An 18,570-nucleotide genomic window follows, 5' to 3' on the forward strand; every position below is an offset into this window, starting at 1 on the left:
GGCACACGTGTGCCCGCGGAGGAAGGGTGGAGACTGATCAACGACGCTCGGGCTGCGTCCCCCGCGGCCTCGGTGAGCCCCCCGGGCCCTGCCCCTAGAATGCGTCGGTCGTCTCGGGCGCACGGAGCGCCGACGGTGACGGCCGGTACCTGGCATCCCGCCGTAGCGGTACCGGTTGCAGCCATCATCCTCATGGCAGTCACGCCGAGTCAAGGACTTTGGGGCGGTTTATCTGAAATGCCCGATTTTTCGACGGCGGGTCGACGATCCCTCACTCGGTGAGGTCGATCGCCTCCGGCAGATTGGCCTCGGCGATCCGGCGGGCGATCTCGCCGGGGCGGACGGGGCGACCGAAGTGCCAGCCCTGCGCCCAGTCGCAGCCCATCAGCCGCAGTCGCTCGGCGTCGGCACGGTTCTCCACGCCCTCGGCGGTGACGGTCAGCCCCAGGGTGTGCGCGAGCGAGACGAGTCCGCTGACGATCCGCCACCCGAGGTGGGTGTCCTTGGCCGGGTCGTGCAGGTCGCCGACGAAGGAACCGGCGATCTTCAGGCCGGAGACCGGCAGGTCCCGCAGGTAGGCGAGGTTCGACCAGCCGGTGCCGAAGTCGTCCACGGCGAGCGACACGCCGAGGTCGACCAGGCCGTGCAGCGACTTCAGCGCCTCGTCCTCGGGGCCGACCACGGTGGACTCGGTGATCTCCAGCTGCAGCTTGTCGGGCTGCAGTCCGCTCGTCCGGAGGATACGGTCGAGGTCTGCGACGAGTCCGGCGTTGCGGGCCTGACGGACCGCCAGGTTGACGTTGAGCTGCGGCGCCCGGTCGCCGAACCGCCGTACCCAGTCGGCCGCCTGACCGCAGGCCTGCTCAAGCACCCAGCGGCCGAGTGGCATGATCAGCCCGGTCTCCTCGGCGGTGCCGACGAACTCCTCCGGCCCGAGCACACCGAGCTGCGGGTGGCGCCAGCGGACCAGCGCCTCGACCGCGGCGAGCGAGCCGTCGGCGAGGTTGACCAGCGGCTGGTAGTCGATGAAGAACTCGCCGCGGTCCAGTGCGGAGGGCATCCGGACGGACACCGCGTACCGGCTGACCGCGCGGGCGTTCTCCTTGGGGTCGAACAGCGTCCAGCGGCCGCGGCCGGCCTCCTTGGCCCGATAGAGCGTCAGGTCGGCGGCCCGGACGGCGGCGCCCGGGGTGGTGGTGGCGACCCGCCGCTCCAGCACGCCGACGCTGGCGCCGACCGCGAGCTTGTGGTCGCCGACGATGACCGGTTTGGCCAGTGCGGCGAGCACCGTCTTGGCCGCGGCCACCGCCTCCTGCTCGCCCCGGCAGTTCTCCAGCAGCACCACGAACTCGTCGCCGCCGAGCCGGGCCACCATGTGGCCGAGCGGGGTGAGCGCGGCGTCCAGCCGGCTGGCCACCGCGGTGAGCAGCTGGTCGCCCATGTCGTGGCCGAGGCTGTCGTTGACCACCTTGAAGCCGTCGAGGTCGACGTAGCACAGCCCGAAGCGGGCGCCCGGCTCCGGCTCCTCGAAGAGCCGCTCCAGCCGCTCGAAGAAGGCCGCGCGGTTCGGCAGGCCGGTGAGCGGGTCGTGGGTCGCCTGGTGGCGCAGCCGCTCCTGCAGCCGGTAGCGGTCGGTGATGTCCTCCAGCATGGCGACCTGGTACTTGGGGATGCCGTCGGCGTCGCGGATCAGCGAGACGGTCAGGTGCGTCCAGACCACCTCGCCGTCGCGCCGGTAGTACGGCTTGTCGACCTGGAAGTACTCGCGCTTGCCGCTGATGAGGTCCCCGTAGGCCTCCCAGACGCCCGGGGTGTCCTCGGGGTGGACGAGGTCGCCGACCCGGCGGCCGGCCATGTCCTCCGGGCCGACGCCGAAGATCTCCCCGATGGCCTTGTTCACGGCCAGGATGTTGCCCTCGACGTCGCCGATGCCGATGCCGATCGCGGCGCTCTCGAACAGGGCGCGGAAGCGCGCCTCGGACTCGCGCAGGGCGCGCTCGACGCCGTGCCGGGCGGTGTCCGCGGCCAGCCGGATCGCCTCCTGCTCGCGCAGCGTCCGCTCGCGCAGGGCGGCCGCCCAGCCGGCCGCGAAGGCGCCGGAGAGCATCGGGCCGGTGCCGTCGGTGGCGGGCTGCCGGTGCAGGATCTCCACGGCCCGGGCGAGCACCTCGGGGTCGGTGAAGTGGGCGTCGACCAGCATCGCGCCGGCCTGCCGGGCCGGGGCGGCGTCGAAGGGCCGGGCCCGGCGGGCGCGGTCGAGCAGGTCGGCGGTGCGGTCGACCAGGCTGTCGACCACCCGCGGGTGGACGGCGTCGCCGTGGCCGGCGCCGAGCAGCCGGGCCCATTCCTCGCGCAGGCCCCCTGCGCTTCGGGCCCCCACCGGCAGCCGGTCGCTCACGGCAGTCGTCCGACGCCGGCCACACCCGTCATCCGCTCCGGATGCGGGCCGACCGCCTCCGGGACGTCCGGCCGCCACTCGGGCAGGTAGACCAGGCCCGGCTCGACCAGGTCGAAGCCGTCGAAGAAGGCCTCGATGGCGTCCCGGCCGCGCATGGTGAGCGGGGTCGGGGTGCGCCGGTAGAGGTCCTGGTGGGCGCCGGCCTGGTCCGGCCGGCCCTCCAGGGAGGCGTGCGAGAGCACCAGGGCGCTGCCGGGCGGGAGCGCGTCGCGCAGTCTGGCGACGAGCTTGTGCGGGTCGTCGTCGTCGGGCACGAAGTGCAGCACGGCGACCAGCATCACCGCCACCGGCTCACCCTCCGCGAGCAGCGCGGCCGGCTCGGGGCGGGCGAGCAGGTCGTCGACGTACCGCAGGTCGGCCTGGACGACGCTGCTCGCCGGGTCGTCCTGGAGCAGCAGGCGACTGTGCGCGACGGCGACGGGGTCGTTGTCGACGTACACCACCCGGGCGTCGGGGGCGACCTGCCGGGCGGCCTCGTGGACGGGGCCGAAGGTGGGGATGCCGGAGCCGATGTCCAGGAACCGGGTGATGCCCGTCTCGGCGAGGTGCTGGACGGCACGCCGCAGGAAGGCCCGGTTGGCCCTCATGATCTGCGGGAGCTCCGGCCAGAGTTCGACCGCCTTGCGGGCCGTCTGCCGGTCTGCCTCGAAGTTGTGCGAGCCGCCGAGGTAGTAGTCGTACATGCGGGCCGCGTTGGGCTTCTCGAGGTCTGTTCCGGCGGGCACCCAGTCCGGTTGCCGCATGACGGCACCCCCTCCGGTTCAGGAAAAAGCCAACAACTCGACATGATTTTCCTATGATCTGATCTTCCTTGCAAGCGGAACGGAAGTTCCCGGCTCCACCACCGCACATCCCCGGATTCCTTACGCCGCGCGGTTCCTGACGCATTCGGCGGACAATGGTCCTGATGGCCGGACGAATAGAGGACTACGCCCTCATCGGGGACCTCCAGACCGCCGCCCTTGTGGGCCGTGACGGTTCGGTCGACTGGCTGTGCCTGCCCCGCTTCGACTCCCCCAGCTGCTTCGCCGGGCTGCTCGGCGACGGGCGGCACGGCGCGTGGCGGCTCGGGCCCGCCGCGGGCGGAGTCTGCACCCGGCGGCGCTACCTCGACGACAGCCTCGTCCTGGAGTCGCTCTGGGCCACCCCCGACGGCACCGTCCGGGTGCTCGACTTCATGCCGCAGCGCGACCGCGTCCCGCAGCTGGTGCGGATCGTCGAGGGGGTCTCCGGCGCCGTGCCGATGCGCGGCGAGCTGCGGCTGCGGTTCAACTACGGCCGGGTCGACCCCTGGGTGCGCCGCACCGAGCACCACCGGGTGGCCGTGGCCGGCCCGGACTCCGCCTGGCTGCGGGTGCCGCCCGGGGTGCACACCTACGGCCAGGACGGCTCCACCGCCTCCGACTTCACCGTCTCCGCGGGCGAGCGGGTGTCCTTCGTGCTGACCTGGCAGCCCTCGCACATGCACGCCCCGCCGCGCACCGACCCGCTGCGGGCGCTGGCCGGCACGCTGGACGGCTGGCAGCTCTGGGCGTCCGGCTGCCGCTACGACGGCGAGTGGCGACGCGCCGTGCTGCGCTCGCTGATCACCCTGAAGGCGCTCGCCTACGAGCCGACCGGCGGCATCGTCGCGGCGCCGACCGCCTCGCTGCCCGAGGTGCTCGGCGGCGAGCGCAACTGGGACTACCGCTTCTGCTGGCTGCGCGACTCCAGCCTCACCCTCTCGGCACTGCTGCGCGGGGGCTTCCGCGAGGAGGCGGCCGCCTGGCGCAAGTGGCTGCTGCGGGCGATCGCCGGCGACCCGGGCGACCTGCAGGCCGTCTACGGGGTGGCGGGCGAGCGGGGGCTGCCCGAGGTCGAGGCCGACTGGTTGCCCGGGTACGGCGGTTCGACACCGGTGCGATTCGGCAACGTCGCCGTCCGGCAACTCCAACTCGACGTCTACGGCGAGGTGGTGGACACGATGTACCTCGCGCTGCGGGCCGGCATCCCGATGGAGCGCCAGGTCTGGAGCCTGCTGCGGATACTCATGGCCTACCTGGAGAAGCACTGGACGGAGCCCGACGAGGGCCTGTGGGAGGTCCGCGGCGCCCGGCGGCACTTCGTGCACTCCAAGGTGATGGCCTGGGTGGCCGCCGACCGCGCCCTGAAGATGGCCGAACTCACCGGCCTGCCCGCGCCCGTGGAGCGCTGGCGGGAGATGCGCGACGCGGTGCACGCGGACGTCCTCGAGAACGGCGTCGACCGCCGCCGCGGCCTGTTCGTCCAGCACTACGGCGGACGGGAGTTGGACGCCGCGACGCTCTTCGTGCTGAAGAGCGGCTTCCTGCCGCCGGACGACCCGCGGGTGGTCCGCACGGTCGACGCCGTCCGCACCGGGCTGGACCACGGCGGGCTGATCCGGCGCTACCCGGCGGCCTCGCGCGCGGACAGCCTGCGGGGCACCGAAGGCGCCTTCCTCGCCTGCTCGTTCTGGCTCGCCGACTCCCTCGGCGCGATCGGGCGCCCCGGCGAGGCCCGCGAGCTCTTCCTGCGGCTGGTCTCGCTGGGCAACGACGTCGGACTGCTCGCCGAGGAGTGGGACCCCCAGGAGAGGCGCCAACTCGGCAACATGCCACAGGCGTTCAGCCATGTAGCGCTGGTCAACTCGGCCTTCGAACTGGCCGCCCGCGCGGCCTGAGCCCGCCCGGAACGCCGAAGGGCGGCCGGAACGCCGAGGGGCGGCCGATCCCACCGCCGTGGGATCGGCCGCCCGGTGCCGCGATCAGCTCGCGGCGCGGATCACAGTGCCGTGCAGGTCAGCGTCGGGACGGCGTTGCTGCCGCCCGCGTTGGTCGCACCGAAGCCGAAGCCCGCGGAGCCGCCGGCCCCGATCGCACCGTTGTAGGCCGCGTTGGTGACGGTCACCGCCTGGCCGGTCTGCGTGTAGCTGCCGTTCCAGAGGTTGGAGATCTTCTGCTGGCCGCCGTAGGTCCAGGTGACCTTCCAGCCGTTGATCGCCGTGGTGCCGTTGTTGGTGACGGTGACGTCGGCGTTGAAGCCGGCGCCCCAGTCGCTGCTCACCTTGTAGGTGGCGGTGCAGCCCGAACCGGTGCCGGTGCCCGAGGTGGTGACGGACAGGGCCGCCGAGGCCGCGGAGACGTTGCCGGCCGCGTCCTTCGCCTTCACCGTGTAGCTGTACGCCGTCGAGGCGGTCAGGCCGGTGTCGGTGAACGAGGTGGTCGCGGTCGAACCGACCAGCGTGCTGCCGCGGTACACGTCGTACCCCGTCACACCGACGTTGTCCGTCGAGGCCGTCCACGACAGCGAGACACTGCTGGACGTCTTCGCCGGCGAGGTCAGACCGCCCGGAACGGTCGGCGCCTGGGTGTCGGTGGTGCCGCCGGCCGAGGTGGTGACGGACAGGGCCGCCGAGGCCGCGGAGACGTTGCCGGCCGCGTCCTTCGCCTTCACCGTGTAGCTGTACGCCGTCGAGGCGGTCAGGCCGGTGTCGGTGAACGAGGTGGTCGCGGTCGAACCGACCAGCGTGCTGCCGCGGTACACGTCGTACCCCGTCACACCGACGTTGTCCGTCGAGGCCGTCCACGACAGCGAGACACTGCTGGACGTCTTCGCCGGCGAGGTCAGACCGCTAGGGACGGTCGGCGCCTGGGTGTCGGTGCTGCTGCCGCCGACGGGCGGGTAGGCGTTGGCCAGCAGCTGCTGGAACTGGGCGGAGAACCAGGCGCCGGCGAGCGGCGAGTTCGGCAGGGCGCCGGACATGCTGTTGCCGTTGCGACCGTTGCCCGTGTAGGTCGGGTCGCACATCCGGTCGAAGCCCTTGCCCTCGTCGTTCGGGATGACCTGGCTCGCGCCGTCGGACTCACCCGGGGGCTTGGCCCAGACGTAGGCGTCGATGCCCGTGGCGGGCGCGGCGGTCGGACGCTCGCCGAGGCCGGCACCGCTCTGGTTGCACCAGTTGCCGGCGTGGATGCGGCGGTCGACCCGGCCGCCGTTGACGTAGTCGTCGACGGAGGTCAGCGGGCCCGGGCCGGCCGGCCGGGCCGTGCCGCCCCAGCCGTTGCGGGAGGTGTCGATCAGCATGCCGATGCTGCTGTTGAAGCCCTCGCCGATCAGCTTGGTGCGCAGCGCCTGGGCGAAGGACAGCTCGTCGACGTAGTAGTTCCAGTCGACCCACTTCGACTGCCGCACGGTGGTGCCGTTCACGGAGTCGGTGACCTTGAAGTTCGGCTCCACCAGCGCGCTGTAGTTGGCGGTGTTGACGATGAAGCCGGCCACGTCGTTGACGGTGGCGCCGCCGGTGGTGGCGGCCTTCTTGAACTCGGTGGCGGCGGGGCCCATGTTGGAGTCCCAGCCGAGCCATCCGTGGTGCGCGGCGTCGATGTAGTTGTAGACGTTCGGGATCGCGGCCAGGGTGTGCAGGGCGTAGCCGACACCGGCCTCGTAGTTGCCGTTCGCCTTCATGGTGGTGCAGGCGTCGGTCGAACCGGCGGTGCCGCCGGCGTTGGTGACCAGGTTCGGCAGCGAGTCGGGCTCGATGACGTTGACGATCCGCAGGCCCGCGTACTTGGAGTCCGACATGATCGCGGCGATCGGGTCGATGTACTCCGCCTTGTAGCGGCCGATCTCGGTGGCCCCGAGCTCGCCGTTGGAGGCGAGGGCGGAGCAGTCGCGGCCCGGCAGGTCGTAGATGACGATCTGGACCAGGTCGGCGCCCTGCGCGAGGGCGGCGTCCAGGTGTGCCCGCAGGCCCTTCGCCGCGGAGGAGCCGGTGATCGCGGCGATCCGGTCCATCCAGACGAAGGTCGGCTGGTTGGCGACCGCGGAACCGCCCGGCTCGGCGGCCGCCTTGGCGGACCAGTCCGGGTTCACGTAGACCTTGGCGCCGGCATAGGGGTTGTCGAGCTTGGCCTCGGCGGCACTGGCCGGCTGGACGGCCGTCGCGAGCGGCAGGACGGCGGCGACGCCCAGCGCCGCGGCGGCTGCCGACGTGCGCAGACGGCGCATGATGGGGGAAGGCACTTACGGAGTCCTTTCGGGTGGGGGAGGGACCCTGACGTGCATCGGAGGGAGTCACTTGGTGGGAGCGCTCCCACTTGCGGGGGATCGACGATACGTCGATGGAAAAGTCGGAGCTTGGTCGACGAGTCGCCGGAGCGGCGGGGTTTTCTCAACCCGCGCTTCAGGGGCGGGCCCTGAGCTCATGGGATATCAAGCCACGAAGGCCATGCCCCGTCAAGGCATCAGACGGAGTTGACGATGCGAAACATCGAGCGATCGTGGGAGCGCTCCCCCGCCCGATCGGCGACACTGGCGCCCGCTGTCCGCGGATGCCGCCCTTGCCGCCGCCCGTAGCGTGGAGGTGACCGGCGCGGAGGTGCGCCCGCGGACCGGACGGAGGGAGCGGCGGTGACGGAGTCCTTCGACCGCGGCGGCACGGGCAGCAGCAAGTGGGCCCGGGCGGGGCGGGGCCGGATCGCCCTGGGCCTCGCCGACATGGACCTCCCGGGCCCGCCGGCCGTCGGAGCGGCCCTGGCCGCGCGGGCCCGCCACCCGGCGTACGGCTACACGGTGGCCGATCCGGGCGCGCCGCGGCTGGTCGCCGACTGGTACCGCCGCCGGCACGGCGCGGCGGTGGACGAGGACTGGGTGCTCTGCCTGCCGTGCGGCCCGCGCACCGCGATGCGGCTGCTGCTGGACGCCGTGCCGCCCGAGGTCCGCGGCCGCACCGCTGTCGCGGCGGCGCCGGAGTGGGGCGGTTTCGCCGGGATCTGCGCCGCGGCCGGGCTGCCCTTCGCGTCCGTCCCGCTCGGGCGCGCGGACGACCCGTTCGGCCTGCCGCCGGCCGGCTTCGCCGCGCTGCGCCCCGGGGTGCTGTTGGTCAGCAGCCCGCACAACCCCACCGGCCGGCTGCGCACCGCCGACGAGATCCGCGCGCTGGCCTCGCTGGCGGCCGCCGAGGAGGGCCTGCTGATCTCGGACGAGGTGCACGCCGACCTCGTCCACCCCGACCACGGGCTGCGCCACCCCGTAGCGGTGGCCACCGCCGATCCGGCCGCGGCCCACCGCACGGTGACCGTCGGCTCGGTCGGCAAGACCTTCAACACCTCGGGCATCCCCAGCTGTTGGCTGCTCGTCCCGGACGCCGGGCTGCGCGCCCGGATCCGCGAGCGGGCCGCCGGGTACGGGATCTGGGAGGGCGGCCTGCTGGAGCAGATCGTGCAGCGGGCCGCGCTGGAGGAGGGCGCCGGGTGGCTGGACGGGCTGCTGCTCCACCTGGCCGCCGCCAGGGACCTCGCCCTGGCCGCGCTCGGCCCGGCGGTGCTCGCCCGCCCGCAGGCCTCGTACCTGCTCTGGCTGGACGGGGCCGCGCTCGGCCTGCCACCCGAACGGGCGAGGGAGGAGGCGATGACGGAGCGTGACGTCGAGCTGGCGGACGGGGCCGACTTCGGCGCGCCCCGTCCGGGACTGCTGCGGCTGAACTTCGCCCTGCCGCTGCCGGTGCTGGAGGACGCCCTGCACCGGCTGACGTGCGCCTGACCTGCGTGGGGCGGCAATGATGTTTGCCGCGTAGCAGACTGAGCAGGAACAACCGGGCCGCAATCGCGTACCGAGGGATGGTGAGTCCGGTGATACCCGTCCGCCCGCAGCGCAGCACTGACCGACCGAATCAGACACCCAGCGTGACGCCGCTGACCGAGGCGTCCGCCGAGACCCATCTGGCCGGAATCTGTTTCAAGATCGGGCCGCCGGCCCTGGTCGGGGTCGAGGCCGAGTGGTTCGTCCACGACAGCCGATGTCCCGAGCGGCCGGTCGACCCCGGCCGCACCGCCGCCGCCCTCGCGGCCCTGCCCGAGGACCACGACGGCCCGCGCTTCCCGGCGGGCTCCCGCTTCACCCGCGAACCAGGCGGCCAGGTCGAGCTCAGCTCCCGGCCCGCCGACTCCCCCGCCGACTGCGCAGCCGACCTGCTGCGCGACCAGGCGGCCCTGCGCACCGCACTGGCCGACCAGGGCCTGCGACTCACCGGCAGCGGCACCGACCCGCTCGGCAGGACCCGCCGGATGCAGACCGAGCACCCCCGGTACCGCGCCATGCAGGCCTTCTTCGACCGCGCCGGGCCCTGGGGCGGGATCATGATGACCGGCACCGCATCCGTCCAGGTCTGCGTGGACGCCGGCACCGAGGCCGCGGTCGCCCGCCGCTGGCACCTCGTCCACCGGCTCGGCCCCGTCCTGGTCGCCGCCTTCGCCAACTCCCCCCTGCTGGACGGCCGGCCCACCGGCTACCGGTCCAGCCGGCAGGTGGTGTGGTCCCGGATGGACCCGACCCGCACCCTCGCCCCGCTGCCGGACGGCGACCCGCGCGAGGCCTGGGCCCGGTACGTGCTGGACGCCGAGGTGCTGTGCGTCCGCCGAGCCGAGGGCCGGCCGTGGACGGCGCCGCCCGGCCTGACCTTCCGGCAGTGGCTGCGCGGCGCCGGCGAGCGGCCCGCCACCCTGGCGGACCTGGAGTACCACCGCACCACGCTCTTCCCGCCCGTCCGGCCGCGCGGCCACCTGGAGCTGCGCATGATCGACGCCCAGCCCGGCGACGGCTGGCTCGTCCCGCTCGCCCTGGTGACCGCGCTGCTCGACGACCCGGAGGCCACCGACGCGGCGCTCGCCGCGCTGGAACCGCTCGGCCACGACCGGGCCCTGCCGCCGCCGCGCTGCAGCCTCTGGCGGCGGGCCGCCGCCCTCGGCACCACCGATCCCGAACTGCGGCAGGCCGCGCTCGCCTGTTTCGCCGCCGGCGAGCGGGCGCTCGCCCGCCGGCCCGACTCCGCCGGTCTGCGCCGCGCGCTGACCGAGTACGCCGACCGCTACCCCGCCCGGGGCCGCTGCCCGGCCGACGACCAACTGGACGCCGTCCGGGCCGGGCGCCGCCCCGCCGTCGAGGAGGACGCACCGTGCTGAACGCCGACCGCACCGACCCGGCGACGCTCCGCGAGGCGATCGCCACCGAGCTGCTGGCCGCCCGCGACCGCACCGCCGGGCTCACCGGCTGCGTGGACGACCGCGACCTCACCGCCCAGCACTCCCCGCTGATGTCGCCGCTGGTCTGGGACCTCGCGCACATCGGCAACCAGGAGGAGCTGTGGCTGCTGCGCAACGTCGGCGGCCACGACCCGATGCACCCCGAGATCGACCCGCTCTACGACGCCTTCGAGCACCCGCGGGCCGAGCGGCCCAGCCTGCCGCTGCTGCCGCCCGACGAGGCCCGGCGGTACGCGCACGAGGTCCGCGGCCGGGTCCTCGACCTGCTGGAGGCGAGCCCGCTGGAGGGCGCCCCGCTGCTGGACGCCGGATTCGCCTTCGGCATGATCGCCCAGCACGAACAGCAGCACGACGAGACCATGCTGATCACCCATCAGCTCCGGCAGGGCGCCGCCGTGCTGGCCGCCCCTCCCCCGCCGCCCGCCACCACGGACCGGCTGCCCGCCGAAGTCCTCGTCCCCGCGGGCCCGTTCACCATGGGCACCGACACCGAACCGTGGGCGCTGGACAACGAGCGGCCCGCGCACGAGGTGGACCTGCCGGCCTACTGGCTCGACACCGTCCCGGTCTCCAACGCCGCGTACCAGGCCTTCGTCGAGGACGGCGGCTACCGGGAACCGCGCTGGTGGACACCGGCCGGATGGGACCACCGGCGAAAGGCCGACCTCACCGCACCGCTGTTCTGGAGCCGGGAGGGCGGACAGTGGCTGCGCCGCCGCTTCGGCACCGTCGAACCGGTGCCGCCGGACGAGCCCGTGCTGCACGTCAGTTGGTACGAGGCGGACGCCTACGCCCGCTGGGCCGGCCGGCGGCTGCCCACCGAGGCCGAGTGGGAGAAGGCCGCCCGCTTCGACCCCGCCACCGGCCGATCCCGCCGCTTCCCCTGGGGCGACGAGCAGCCCGCCGCCGAACACGCCAACCTCGGCCAGCGGCACCTGCAGCCGGCCCCGGTCGGCAGTTACCCGGCGGGCACCGCGCCCTGCGGCGCCCGGCAGCTGATCGGCGACGTCTGGGAGTGGACGGCGAGCGACTTCTCGCCCTACCCCGGCTTCACCGCCTGGCCGTACAAGGAGTACTCCGAGGTGTTCTTCGGGCCCGAGTACAAGGTGCTGCGCGGCGGCTCGTTCGCCGTCGCTCCGGTCGCCTGCCGGGGTACCTTCCGCAACTGGGACTACCCGATCCGGCGGCAGATCTTCGCCGGGTTCCGCACCGCCCTCACCGCCGGCACCGCCCATGACGCCGAGGGCGCCTGATGTGCCGCCACCTCGCCTACCTCGGCGGCGAACTCCCGCTCGGCGCGCTGCTGTTCGACCCGCCGTACGGGCTCGTCCGGCAGTCCTGGGCACCCCGCCGGCAGCGGTACGGCACGGTGAACGCCGACGGCTTCGGCATCGGCTGGTACGCCCCCGGCGAGGAGCGGCCCGCCCGCTACCGCAGGGCCGGGCCGATCTGGGCGGACGAGAACCTCGTCGACCTCGCCCGGGTGGTGCGCACCCGGGCGCTGCTCGCCGCCGTCCGCTCGGCCACCGCCGGCTGCGCGCCGGGCGAGGCCGCCGCCGCACCGTTCACCGCCGGGCGGCTGCTGTTCAGCCACAACGGCGCCCTGCCCGGCTGGCCCGAGCGGTACGGGCCGCTCGCCGCCACCCTGCCGCCGGCCGACCTGATGGCGCTGGAGGCGCGCAGCGACTCGGCCCTGCTGTTCGCCCTGCTGCTGGCCCGGCTGCGCACCGGCGCCGATCTCGGCGAGGCCGTCGCCGACACCGTCCGGGAGGCCGCCAAGTACGGCGAGACCAGGCTCAACCTGCTGGTCACCGACGGCCGTTCGATCGCCGCGACGGCCTGGGGCGACACCCTCTTCCACCGCACCGGCACCGTGTCCGACGTGTCGGCCGGGGTGGTGGTCGCCTCCGAGCCGCTGGACGACGGGCCCGGCTGGACCGAGGTCCCCGACCGCACGCTGCTGCTCGCCGGACCGGCGGGCGTGGCGCTGCACCCCATCGACATCGACCGCCCCGTACCGGAGAGCGACCGGCCCGAACCGAGTGACGGCCGCCCGACGCGAGAGGACGACTCGCCGTGAGCACCTTCGACCTGACCCGTCTGCTGCCCGCCGACCACTTCAGCCACGCGCTGCGGCACGATGTGCAGCGGGGCCTGACGGCAAGTCCCAAGTGGCTGCCGCCCAAGTGGTTCTACGACGCCCGGGGCAGCGAGCTGTTCGAGGAGATCACCCGGCTGCCCGAGTACTACCCGACCCGGGCCGAGCGGGAGATCCTCACCGACCGGGCCGCCGAGATCGCCGGCCTCACCCGGGCCCGGACGCTGGTGGAGCTGGGCTCCGGCTCGTCCGAGAAGACCCGGCTGCTGCTGGACGCGCTGAACGGCTTCGGCAGCCTGGAGGCGTACGTGCCGGTGGACGTCAGCGAGAGCGCACTGGAGGCCGCCGGGGCGGCGCTGGCCGCCGACTACCCGGGCACCGACGTGCACGCGGTGCTCTCCGACTTCACCCAGGGGCTCGGGCTGCCGCCCGGCGGCGGGCCGCGGCTGGTCGCCTTCCTCGGCGGCACCCTCGGCAACTTCGTGCCCGCCGAGCGGGCCGGCTTCCTGCGCACCCTGCGGGCCGCCCTGGAACCGGGCGACGCGCTGCTGCTCGGCACCGACCTGGTGAAGGACCCGGCGGTGCTGGTCGCCGCGTACGACGACGCGGCCGGGGTGACCGCCGAGTTCAACAAGAACGTGCTGAACGTGCTCGACCGGGAGCTGGACGCCGACTTCGACCCGGACGCCTTCGAGCACGTGGCGCTCTGGGACACCGAGCAGGAGTGGATCGAGATGCGGCTGCGCTCGGTGCGCGACCAGACGGTGAAGATCCCGGCACTGGACCTGCCGGTGCACTTCGACGCCGGCGAGGAGCTGCGTACCGAGGTCTCGGCGAAGTTCCGGCACGAGCGGGTGGCCCGGGAGCTGGCGGCGGCCGGCCTGCGGCTGACCCACTGGTGGACGGACGGCGCGGGACGGTTCGGGCTGTCCCTCTCCGAGCCGGTCTAAATCTTCATACAATTCAGATCTTGAACGGCAATCCGGACTGCTTTGCCCCATTTTCCGGATAGTGCGTACATGTGATGAACAGACCGAGGGTACGATCCTGACGCCTCTCTCAACGTCGAGTACACAGGAGTCAGAGATCGTGAGCGTCACCCAACAGCCCGTAGCGGCCCGCGCGCAGTCTCCGGACCGGCTCGGGTTCGTGGTCTTCATCGCGGCGGCGGCCGCGCTCGGCGGCTTCCTGTTCGGCTACGACAGCTCGGTGATCAACGGCGCCGTCTCCGGCATCCAGGGCAGGTTCGGGATCGGGGACGGCGTCACCGGCCTGATCGTCTCCTCCGCGCTGCTCGGCTCTGCGGCGGGCGCGGCGGTGGCCGGCCGGTTCGCCGACCGGTACGGCCGCATCCGGGTGATGAAGGTCGCCGCCGTGCTCTTCGCGGTCAGCGCCCTCGGCTCGGCGCTGCCGTTCGCCGCCTGGGACCTCGCCGCCTGGCGCGTCCTCGGCGGGGCCGCGATCGGCATCGCCTCGGTGATCGCCCCGACCTACATCGCCGAGGTCGCGCCGACCCGGTACCGCGGCCGACTCGCCTCCTTCCAGCAGGCCGCCATCGTGCTCGGCATCGCCGTCTCCCAGCTGGTGAACTGGCTGCTCGCGGAGGCCGCGGACGGCGACACCCGCGGCAGCCTGCTCGGCCTGGAGGCCTGGCAGTGGATGCTCGGCATCTGCGTCCTGCCCGCGGTGCTCTACTTCGTGATGGCCGCGATGATCCCGGAGTCCCCGCGCTTCCTGATCTCCGCCGGACGGCTCGACGAGGCCCGCTCGGTGCTGCGCCAGGTCGAGGGCGACGGGTCGGACACCGAGGCCCGGATCACCGAGATCCGTTCGCTGATCGCCTCCGACCACCGGCCGCGCTTCCGTGACCTGCTCGGCGGCCGGCTCGGCCTGCTGCCGATCGTCTGGGTGGGCATCGGCCTCTCGGTGTTCCAGCAGCTCGTCGGCATCAACGTGATCTTCTACTACTCCTCGATCCTCTGGCAGTCGGTCGGTATCGACCAGAGCAACTCGCTGATGATCAGCTTCGTCGGCTCGGTGATCAACATCGCCGGTACCGCGATCGCCGTCCTGCTGGTCGACCGGATCGGCCGCAAGCCGCTCGCGCTGATCGGCTCGGCCGGCATGGCCGTCACCCTCGGCGCGGCCGCCTGGGCGTTCTCCTCGGCCACCGGCACCGGCGACGACGTCACCCTGCCGGACCTGCAGGGCGCGGTCGCCCTCGTCGCGGCCAACCTGTTCGTGCTGTTCTTCGCGCTCTCCTGGGGCGTCGTCGTCTGGGTGATGCTCGGCGAGATGTTCCCGAACCGGATCCGGGCCGCCGCGCTCTCGGTCGCCGCCTCGGCGCAGTGGCTGGCCAACTGGGCGATCACCGTCTCGTTCCCGGCGATGTCGCGGTGGAACCTCTCCGCCACCTATGCGCTCTACGCGGCCTTCGCGCTCGGCTCGATCCCCTTCGTGGCGAAGTTCATGAAGGAGACCAAGGGCGTCCGCCTGGAGGACATGGGCTGATCGCCGCATCCGCTTCCCGGAGCAGGGGCGTCCGCACGGTTGCCGGCGCCCCTGCTGCGTTGCGGGTCCGCGGGCACCCTAGCGTTCCGGGCGGCGGGCGGAGGCACAATCGCCCACTCTCCGCGCACGCCACGGCACATCCGGTACCCATGACGCAGGGAGGGATGTGCCCTTGATCTTCAGCCGGATTCGCACCCGCAGGCCCGCCGCCGGAGCCTGCCCCCACGCCCACCAACACGTGCCGCAGACCGGGCCGAACCCGGTGGGGCCCGTGCCGGGCAGCCTCGCCGGGCAGGCCGTCGCGTTCGTCCGGCAGTTCCACCGCGAGACCGCCGCTGCCGGCGACCCGGCACCGCGGGTCCGCCAGGTGCTCGCCGAGATCGAACGCACCGGCGGCTACCGGCACACCACCGAGGAACTCGCCTTCGGGGCCCGGCTCGCCTGGCGCAACGCCGCCCGCTGCATCGGCCGCCTCTACTGGCGCAGCCTGGTCGTCCGCGACCTGCGGCACATCGACACCCCCGACGCGATGGCCGAAGAGTGCTTCGCCCACCTGCGGACCGCCACCAACGGCGGCCGGATCCGCCCCGTGATCTCCGTCTTCGCCCCGGACCGGCCCGGACTGCCCACCCCCCGCATCCTCAACCAGCAGCTCGTCCGGTACGCCGGCTACCCCGACGGCGAGGGCGGCTGGACCGGCGACCCGGCGGGGGCGGCGCTCGCCGCAAAGGCCCGGGAGCTCGGCTGGAAGAGCGGCGAGGAGCGGTTCGACGTCCTGCCGCTGCTCGTCCGGCGGCGGCCCGGCGAGGAACCCTCCTGGTACGAGCTCCCGGACGACGCCGTGCTGGAGGTGCCGCTGCACCACCCCGAGCACGCCTGGTTCGCCGGGCTCGGGCTGCGGTGGTACGCCGTGCCGGCGATCAGCGACATGACGCTGGAGATCGGCGGGATCCGGTACCCGGCGGCGCCGTTCAACGGCTGGTACATGGGGACCGAGATCGGCGCCCGGAACCTGGCCGACGCCGACCGCTACGACATGCTCGGCGAGGTCGCGCGGCGGCTCGGGCTCGACACGGGGTCGGAGCGGACGCTGTGGCGGGACCGGGCGCTCGTCGAGCTGAACGTGGCCGTGCTGCACTCCTACGAACGGGCCGGGGTCACCATGGCGGACCACCACACCGAGTCCGTGCGCTTCCTCTCCCACGTCGCCCGGGAGCAGCGGCACGGGCGGCCCACCCCGGCGGACTGGAGCTGGATCGTGCCGCCGGTGTCGGGCGGACTGACGCCGGTGTACCACCGGTACTACGACCCGGTGGACCCGGACGTGAGACCGGCCTTCCTGCCGAGAGAGGGCTCACCCTGAGCGTGGGAGGCGGGGGGGGTCCGGGCGGCGTGGGCGGCGGCGGCCGGGCTCAGTGCCCCGGGCCGGTGAGCAGCCGGCAGACGAAGTCCTCCTGGACGGCGCGCAGTCGGGCTAGCAGGGCGGGCCGGGTGGACTGGCTGATCTGCTCGGTCACCGAGACGGTGAGGGCGCGGCGGCCGTCCGGGGTGGCGGCCGCGAGCTGGGTGTAGCCGGCGGTGTTGCCGGTGTGGCCGTACACCGTGCCGCAGCGGGTGGTGTACCGGAAGAGGGCGAGCCCGGCGGCATTGGTGCCCGGCCCGGCGGGCTCGGAGGCGCCGGGCACGAAGGCGACCTGTTGGCGCCGGGTGGCGGGCTTGAGGAAGCGGTCGCCGCCGTAGGCGCGGATGAAGGAGGACAGGTCGGCGGGGGTGGAGACGATGCCGCCCGAGGCCCAGGCGCCGGAGGCGCCGAACAGGGTGGAGACGTCCTCCGGCGGGTCGGGCGGGACGACCTCGTAGCCGTGCAGGTAGGGCTCGGGGAGTTCGTAGCCGCGCGGCAGGGTGGTCTCGCGCAGGCCGAGCGGGCGGGAGACCAGGCGGGCGAGGAGTTCCTCGTACGGGCGGCCGGTGGCGGCCTCGGCCATCAGGGCGGCGGCGATGTTGTCGGAGTTGGAGTACCGGTACTGGGTGCCGGGGGTGAAGGCGAGACCCTGGTCGAAGACGTAGTCGAGCAGGTGGTGCGGGTCGAAGACGTGGTGCGGGTCGGCGGTGATGACGGCCCGGAAGGCCGCTGATGCGCTGTAGTCGGGCAAGCCGCTGGTGTGCTGCAGCAGCTGGCGGAGGGTCACCGCGTGCCAGGCGGCGGGCAGGTCGGGCAGCCGCTCGCCGATGGTGTCGTCGAGGCCGAGTGCGCCGCGGTCGACCAGGCGCAGGGTGACGGCTCCGCTGAAGGCCTTGGCGGCGCTGGCGATCCGCATGTGGTCGGTGCTGCGGGGCGGTCGGCCGGTGCCGATCTCGGCGGTGCCGGCCCGGTAGACCTCGGTGCGGTCGCCGTACCGCAGGACGGCGATGGCGCCGGGCGGGCCGCCGGGCGCGGTGACCAGTTCGCGCAGTTCGCGTTCGAGGCCGGGCCGGTCGTCGGGCCGGCCGCCGGCGGTGGCGACGCCGGGGGCGAGACCGAGCAGGGCGAGTGCGGCGGCCAGGGCGGCGGCGGGGCGCAGTGGACGGCGGCGGGGGGTGCGGGCCGGGCGGGGTGGTGGCTGCACGGTGGGCCTCCGGGTGGCGGGCCGACGGGACAGCAGCCAGTGATGACCGCCCGTCGGCTCCGGCAAACGCCCCGGCCGGGGGTGTGACCCGTTGGGGTGTGCGGGCCGGGTCAGCCGGCGGCGGGGTGGCGCAGGGCGAGGCCGTCGAGGAGGGCGGCCAGGCCGGTCTCGAAGGCGCCCTCGTCGATGGCGCGGCGGTGTTCGGCGAGCAGGTGGGCCTCGCCGAGGTGGGGGTAGTCGGCGGCGTAGACGGCGGCGTCCTCGGGGAAGCCGCCGGCGAAGGAGCCGAGGGCGGAGCCGGTGATGAAGTAGCGCATCAGGGCGCCGATCCGGGTGGCCTGGCCGCGCGGCCAGCCGGCGTCGACCAGGCAGCCGAAGACGGCGTCGGCGAGGCGCAGCGCGTTGGGGCGGCGGCCGGGGCCCTGGGCGAGGACGGGGACGATGTTGGGGTGGGCGGCGAGCGCGGCGCGGTAGCTGCGGGCCCAGTCGCGCAGGGCCGTTCGCCAGTCCTCCGGCGCGTCGAACATGGCGAGGTCGACCTCGCCCATCACGCTGTCGACGACGGCGTCGAGGAGGTCGTCCTTGGTGGCGAAGTGATTGTAGAGGGAGGGCCCGCTGACCGAGAGCTCGGTGGCGAGGCGGCGGGTGGAGAGCGCGTCCAGACCGTCGGCGTCGACCAGGGCGAGCGCGGCGGCGACGATCCGCTCGCGGCTGAGCAGCGGGGTGCGCGGGCGGGCCATGCGGTCGCGGCCTCCGATCGGGTGGGGTGTCACACATTCTTGCAGGCGGCATCTTCCCCGGGCGGACACGGTGGGGCTAGAGTCACCTTAAAACTTGCACTGCTAGTTTATGGAGTGT

General features: G+C 73.6%; 13 protein-coding genes. 8 read left to right on the forward strand and 5 right to left on the reverse strand.

What is annotated here, in order from left to right; all coding sequences use genetic code 11:
• Positions 1-271: 271 nt before the first annotated feature.
• Both AB0P35_RS09640 and AB0P35_RS09645 read right to left on the reverse strand, forming a co-directional pair.
• Positions 272-2,398 (reverse strand): EAL domain-containing protein, encoded by a 2,127-nt coding sequence (locus AB0P35_RS09640; RefSeq protein WP_095872146.1) that lies wholly within the window; start codon positions 2,396-2,398, stop codon positions 272-274.
• On the reverse strand, positions 2,395-3,201 hold the full coding sequence (locus AB0P35_RS09645) for an SAM-dependent methyltransferase (protein ID WP_363508735.1): 807 nt from the start codon (positions 3,199-3,201) through the stop codon (positions 2,395-2,397). Before AB0P35_RS09645 ends, AB0P35_RS09640 begins: the two co-directional genes overlap by 4 nt.
• Before the next feature lie 164 nt (positions 3,202-3,365).
• On the opposite strand from AB0P35_RS09645, the gene AB0P35_RS09650 reads away from it, so the two are divergent.
• A complete protein-coding gene (locus AB0P35_RS09650) occupies positions 3,366-5,138 on the forward strand; it encodes a glycoside hydrolase family 15 protein (RefSeq protein ID WP_363508738.1) in 1,773 nt (590 codons plus the stop codon).
• Positions 5,139-5,239: 101 nt separating this feature from the next.
• On the opposite strand, the gene AB0P35_RS09655 is transcribed toward AB0P35_RS09650, so the two are convergent.
• Positions 5,240-7,465 (reverse strand): glycoside hydrolase family 6 protein, encoded by a 2,226-nt coding sequence (locus tag AB0P35_RS09655; protein ID WP_363508966.1) that lies wholly within the window; start codon positions 7,463-7,465, stop codon positions 5,240-5,242.
• A 402-nt stretch (positions 7,466-7,867) separates the two neighbouring features.
• Between AB0P35_RS09655 and AB0P35_RS09660 the strand changes: the two genes are divergently transcribed.
• The 7 genes from AB0P35_RS09660 (at position 7,868) to AB0P35_RS09690 (ending at position 16,469) form a co-directional block, all read left to right on the forward strand.
• Positions 7,868-8,998 (forward strand): aminotransferase class I/II-fold pyridoxal phosphate-dependent enzyme, encoded by a 1,131-nt coding sequence (locus AB0P35_RS09660; RefSeq protein ID WP_363508741.1) that lies wholly within the window; start codon positions 7,868-7,870, stop codon positions 8,996-8,998.
• A gap of 143 nt (positions 8,999-9,141) precedes the next feature.
• Entirely contained in the window at positions 9,142-10,416 is a 1,275-nt protein-coding gene (gene egtA / locus AB0P35_RS09665) for an ergothioneine biosynthesis glutamate--cysteine ligase EgtA (protein ID WP_363508744.1), read from the forward strand.
• Positions 10,410-11,750, forward strand: a complete 1,341-nt coding sequence (egtB, locus tag AB0P35_RS09670) for an ergothioneine biosynthesis protein EgtB (protein WP_363508747.1) — start codon at positions 10,410-10,412, stop codon at positions 11,748-11,750. The genes egtA and egtB overlap by 7 nt, the downstream gene beginning before the upstream one ends.
• Entirely contained in the window at positions 11,750-12,577 is an 828-nt protein-coding gene (gene egtC, locus AB0P35_RS09675; protein ID WP_363508750.1) for an ergothioneine biosynthesis protein EgtC, read from the forward strand. The genes egtB and egtC overlap by 1 nt, the downstream gene beginning before the upstream one ends.
• Positions 12,574-13,545 (forward strand): L-histidine N(alpha)-methyltransferase, encoded by a 972-nt coding sequence (gene egtD, locus AB0P35_RS09680; protein ID WP_363508753.1) that lies wholly within the window; start codon positions 12,574-12,576, stop codon positions 13,543-13,545. The genes egtC and egtD overlap by 4 nt, the downstream gene beginning before the upstream one ends.
• 136 nt (positions 13,546-13,681) lie before the next feature.
• A complete protein-coding gene (locus tag AB0P35_RS09685; RefSeq protein WP_363508969.1) occupies positions 13,682-15,106 on the forward strand; it encodes a sugar porter family MFS transporter in 1,425 nt (474 codons plus the stop codon).
• A 271-nt stretch (positions 15,107-15,377) separates the two neighbouring features.
• Positions 15,378-16,469, forward strand: a complete 1,092-nt coding sequence (locus AB0P35_RS09690; RefSeq protein WP_363508756.1) for a nitric oxide synthase oxygenase — start codon at positions 15,378-15,380, stop codon at positions 16,467-16,469.
• Between the two features lie 49 nt (positions 16,470-16,518).
• On the opposite strand, the gene AB0P35_RS09695 is transcribed toward AB0P35_RS09690, so the two are convergent.
• Together AB0P35_RS09695 and AB0P35_RS09700 are read right to left on the reverse strand one after the other, a co-directional pair.
• Entirely contained in the window at positions 16,519-17,631 is a 1,113-nt protein-coding gene (locus AB0P35_RS09695) for a serine hydrolase domain-containing protein (RefSeq protein WP_363508972.1), read from the reverse strand.
• Between the two features lie 191 nt (positions 17,632-17,822).
• A complete protein-coding gene (locus AB0P35_RS09700; protein WP_095872156.1) occupies positions 17,823-18,452 on the reverse strand; it encodes a TetR/AcrR family transcriptional regulator in 630 nt (209 codons plus the stop codon).
• Positions 18,453-18,570 lie beyond the last annotated feature (118 nt).

It is taken from the genome of Kitasatospora sp. NPDC085879, from assembly GCF_040686255.1.
Taxonomy (GTDB): Bacteria; Actinomycetota; Actinomycetes; order Streptomycetales; family Streptomycetaceae; genus Kitasatospora.

What these genes read in the sequence shown, in the direction of transcription:
- AB0P35_RS09655 (WP_363508966.1), bottom strand. Translation starts at nt 7,465, where the DNA reads ATGCGCCGTCTGCGCACGTCGGCAGCCGCCGCGGCGCTGGGCGTCGCC.
- AB0P35_RS09700 (WP_095872156.1), bottom strand. Translation starts at nt 18,452, where the DNA reads ATGGCCCGCCCGCGCACCCCGCTGCTCAGCCGCGAGCGGATCGTCGCC.
- AB0P35_RS09645 (WP_363508735.1), bottom strand. Translation starts at nt 3,201, where the DNA reads ATGCGGCAACCGGACTGGGTGCCCGCCGGAACAGACCTCGAGAAGCCC.
- egtC (WP_363508750.1), top strand. Translation starts at nt 11,750, where the DNA reads ATGTGCCGCCACCTCGCCTACCTCGGCGGCGAACTCCCGCTCGGCGCG.
- AB0P35_RS09650 (WP_363508738.1), top strand. Translation starts at nt 3,366, where the DNA reads ATGGCCGGACGAATAGAGGACTACGCCCTCATCGGGGACCTCCAGACC.